5 protein-coding genes are annotated in these 2,767 nt (G+C 67.8%); 4 read left to right on the forward strand and 1 reads right to left on the reverse strand.

Annotation, left to right across the window (positions count from 1 at the left end):
- From Q8814_RS25550 to Q8814_RS25560, 3 genes are all read left to right on the forward strand, one after another.
- Positions 1-218: hypothetical protein (locus Q8814_RS25550; RefSeq protein WP_330154744.1), on the forward strand; the 218-nt coding region annotated here is incomplete at its 5' end.
- Between the two features lie 11 nt (positions 219-229).
- Positions 230-1,087 carry a DUF4349 domain-containing protein gene (locus tag Q8814_RS25555; RefSeq protein ID WP_330154745.1) on the forward strand — a complete coding sequence of 286 codons (858 nt, stop codon included), beginning with the start codon at positions 230-232 and terminating at the stop codon, positions 1,085-1,087.
- The gene (locus Q8814_RS25560; protein ID WP_330154746.1) at positions 1,080-1,388 is read left to right on the forward strand and encodes a rhodanese-like domain-containing protein; all 309 of its coding nucleotides are present in this window, start codon (positions 1,080-1,082) and stop codon (positions 1,386-1,388) included. Before Q8814_RS25555 ends, Q8814_RS25560 begins: the two co-directional genes overlap by 8 nt.
- A 12-nt stretch (positions 1,389-1,400) precedes the next feature.
- Here the strand turns inward: Q8814_RS25560 and Q8814_RS25565 are convergent, their stop codons facing one another.
- Positions 1,401-1,865: a tRNA (cytidine(34)-2'-O)-methyltransferase gene (locus Q8814_RS25565; RefSeq protein WP_330154748.1), complete on the reverse strand. Its 465-nt coding sequence runs from the start codon at positions 1,863-1,865 to the stop codon at positions 1,401-1,403.
- A 74-nt stretch (positions 1,866-1,939) separates the two neighbouring features.
- On the opposite strand from Q8814_RS25565, the gene Q8814_RS25570 reads away from it, so the two are divergent.
- On the forward strand, positions 1,940-2,767 hold an 828-nt coding region (locus Q8814_RS25570), incomplete at its 3' end, for a bifunctional methylenetetrahydrofolate dehydrogenase/methenyltetrahydrofolate cyclohydrolase (protein WP_330154747.1).

Here is a 2,767-nt window from a genome sequence, read left to right on the forward strand (position 1 = left end):
AGGGAATGCCCCGGCATCTGGGTATCCATTCCGGCGGCATGGTGAATGTGGTGTGCTCGGTCGGATTGTGGGCGCGGTACCGCACCGTCGCGCACACCGCACCGGCCCTGCTGGTGCGCGGGCGGATCCAGAACGCCGAGGGCGTGGTGACCGTCGTCGCCGACCGGTTGCAACGCATGGATCTTCGGATATCGGGCAAGTCTCGGGATTTTCGCTAGCATCCCGTCGCATGAGGCACATGCTGCTCGTCCTGCTGGGCTTGGTTGCGCTGCTGGTGGCGGCATGTGGCGAAGGCGGTGGTGGAAGCCCCGAACTCGATTCGCCGGCGTCCGCGCCGTCGCTCTCCGACGGCGGCGCCCGGGAATCCGCGCCGCCGGACACCGCGGCCGAGAACCGGAAGGAAATCGTCACCGGATACCTCGAGCTCACCGCGGGCGATCCGGTCGCCGTGGGCAGACAGGTGGTGACCATCGTCGAGAACGCGGACGGCCGCGTGGACGCGGTCACCGAACGGCCGGAGATGAGCAGTGTGCTCACCGTGCGCGTGCCCGCGGACCGACTGGACGGGGTCATCGGAGAAGTCCGGTCGCTGGGCCGCGTGACCAGCCTGACCACGAGTCGCGACGACGTGACGATGCAGTACACCGACCTCGAGGCCCGCGTCGGCGCGTTGCGCACGTCCGTCGACCGGCTCCGCGCCCTGCTCGGCTCCGCCACCGACACCGCCGACCTCATCGAAGTCGAGCGGGCCCTCGCCGAACGCCAAGGCGAACTCGACAGCATCGAAGCGCAGCGACGGCAGCTTGCCGACATGATCGATTTGTCCACCCTCACCCTCGACATCAGCACCGAGAGGCGCCCGTCCGACCGCGACAGCTTCTGGGACGGCCTGGTGTCCGGATGGAACGGCCTGCGGGCCGCACTGGGTGCGGCGGTGGTGGCGCTCGGTGTCGCGCTACCGTGGGGGGCGTTCCTGGTCGTGTGTGCCGGCGTCGTCTACCTGATCGTCCGGCTCATCGCGCGTAGTGGACGTTCCGCCGGAACATCCGGCGAACCCCCGACAGAGAGGACCGACCACAATGCGTGAAGTCGACCTGGCCGCACTCGAAACCGCACTTGCCGACGGCGCACCCGTCATCGACGTGCGTGAACGCGACGAATTCGTGCAGGTGCGGGTGCCGGGTGTCACGCTCATCCCGATGAGCGAGTTCGTCGCCCGCGTCGAGGAGATTCCTTCCGCAGACACGGTCTACGTGATCTGCGCCGTGGGCGGACGCAGCCTGCAGGTCGCCGATTATCTGTCCGGTCGCGGCGTCAACGCCGTGTCGGTGGCCGGTGGTACCGATGCGTGGCAGCGCTCGGGACGTCCCGTCGAGAGCGGCGCCTGAGTCGCGAGCGGTTCAGACGGCGCCGCTGAAACCGTGCTGCCGCCACGCTTCGTAGCTGACGACCGCGGCGGCATTCGACAGGTTCAGCGAACGTCGTCCCGGCAGCATCGGAATGCGAACATGCGCCGTGACATGCGGGTCTGCCAGCACCGCTTCGGACAACCCCGTGGGTTCGGGACCGAACAGCAGCACATCCCCGGGCCGGTACGCGATGTCCGCGTAGTTCGTAGTGCCGTGCGCGGTGAAGGCGTAGACCCGCTCCGGTTGCACCGCGGCCCACGCCGCATCCAGATCGGCATGCACCGTCACCGAGGCCAGGTCGTGATAGTCGAGACCGGCGCGTCGTAGTTTCGGCTCGGACAGATCGAAGCCGAGAGGCTCCACCAGATGCAGTTCGGATCCCGTGGCAGCAACCAACCGGATCGCGTTGCCCGTGTTGGGGGGAATGCACGGCTCGTGGAACATCACTTTGAACACTCGCACCAGCTTGCCAGAGGCCTTGGTGCGGGCCACAACGCACCGGCCGCAATCCACCTGGAACAATAGTGAGCGTGACTGCGACGATCCTGGACGGCAAGGCAACCCGCGACGAGATTTTCGAAGATCTCACGGCCCGAGTGGCCGCGCTGAAGGCAAAGGGCATCACGCCCGGTCTCGGCACGATCCTCGTCGGCGACGATCCCGGATCGGCAGCGTATGTACGCGGAAAACACAGCGACTGCGCCAAGGTGGGCATCACCTCGCTCCGGCGGGATCTGCCCGCGGACATCACGCAGGAACAACTCGAGGCCGCGATCGACGAGCTCAATGCGGATCCCGCCTGCACCGGATACATCGTTCAGCTGCCGCTGCCGGGGCACCTCGACGAGAACGCCGCCCTCGAACGCATCGATCCCGACAAGGACGCCGACGGCCTGCACCCGATCAATCTTGGTCGCCTGGTGCTCGGCAAGAAAGCGGCGCTTCCGTGCACGCCGCGCGGCATCGTGCATCTGCTGCGTCGCTACGAGGTGCCCATTGCCGGGGCGCACGTCGTCGTTGTCGGCCGCGGTGTCACCGTCGGCCGCCCGATCGGGTTGTTGCTGACGCGGCGCAGTGAGAACGCCACCGTGACGCTGTGCCACACCGGTACCAAGGATCTCGCGGCGGAGGTCCGTCGCGCCGACATCGTGGTCGCGGCCGCGGGAGTTCCCGGCCTGATCACCGCCGACATGATCAAGCCCGGTGCGGCGGTGCTGGATGTCGGTGTGTCCCGCACGTCCGAGGGGCTGCGCGGCGACGTCGCGGCCGATGCTCGCGAGGTCGCGGGCTTCATCTCGCCCAATCCGGGTGGTGTCGGTCCGCTCACCCGCGCGTTCCTGCTGTCGAACGTGGTGGAG

It is taken from the genome of Rhodococcus chondri (assembly GCF_036327435.1).
Classification (GTDB): Bacteria; Actinomycetota; Actinomycetes; order Mycobacteriales; family Mycobacteriaceae; genus Rhodococcus; species Rhodococcus chondri.

What these genes read in the sequence shown, in the direction of transcription:
- Q8814_RS25555 (WP_330154745.1), top strand. Translation starts at nt 230, where the DNA reads ATGAGGCACATGCTGCTCGTCCTGCTGGGCTTGGTTGCGCTGCTGGTG.
- Q8814_RS25560 (WP_330154746.1), top strand. Translation starts at nt 1,080, where the DNA reads ATGCGTGAAGTCGACCTGGCCGCACTCGAAACCGCACTTGCCGACGGC.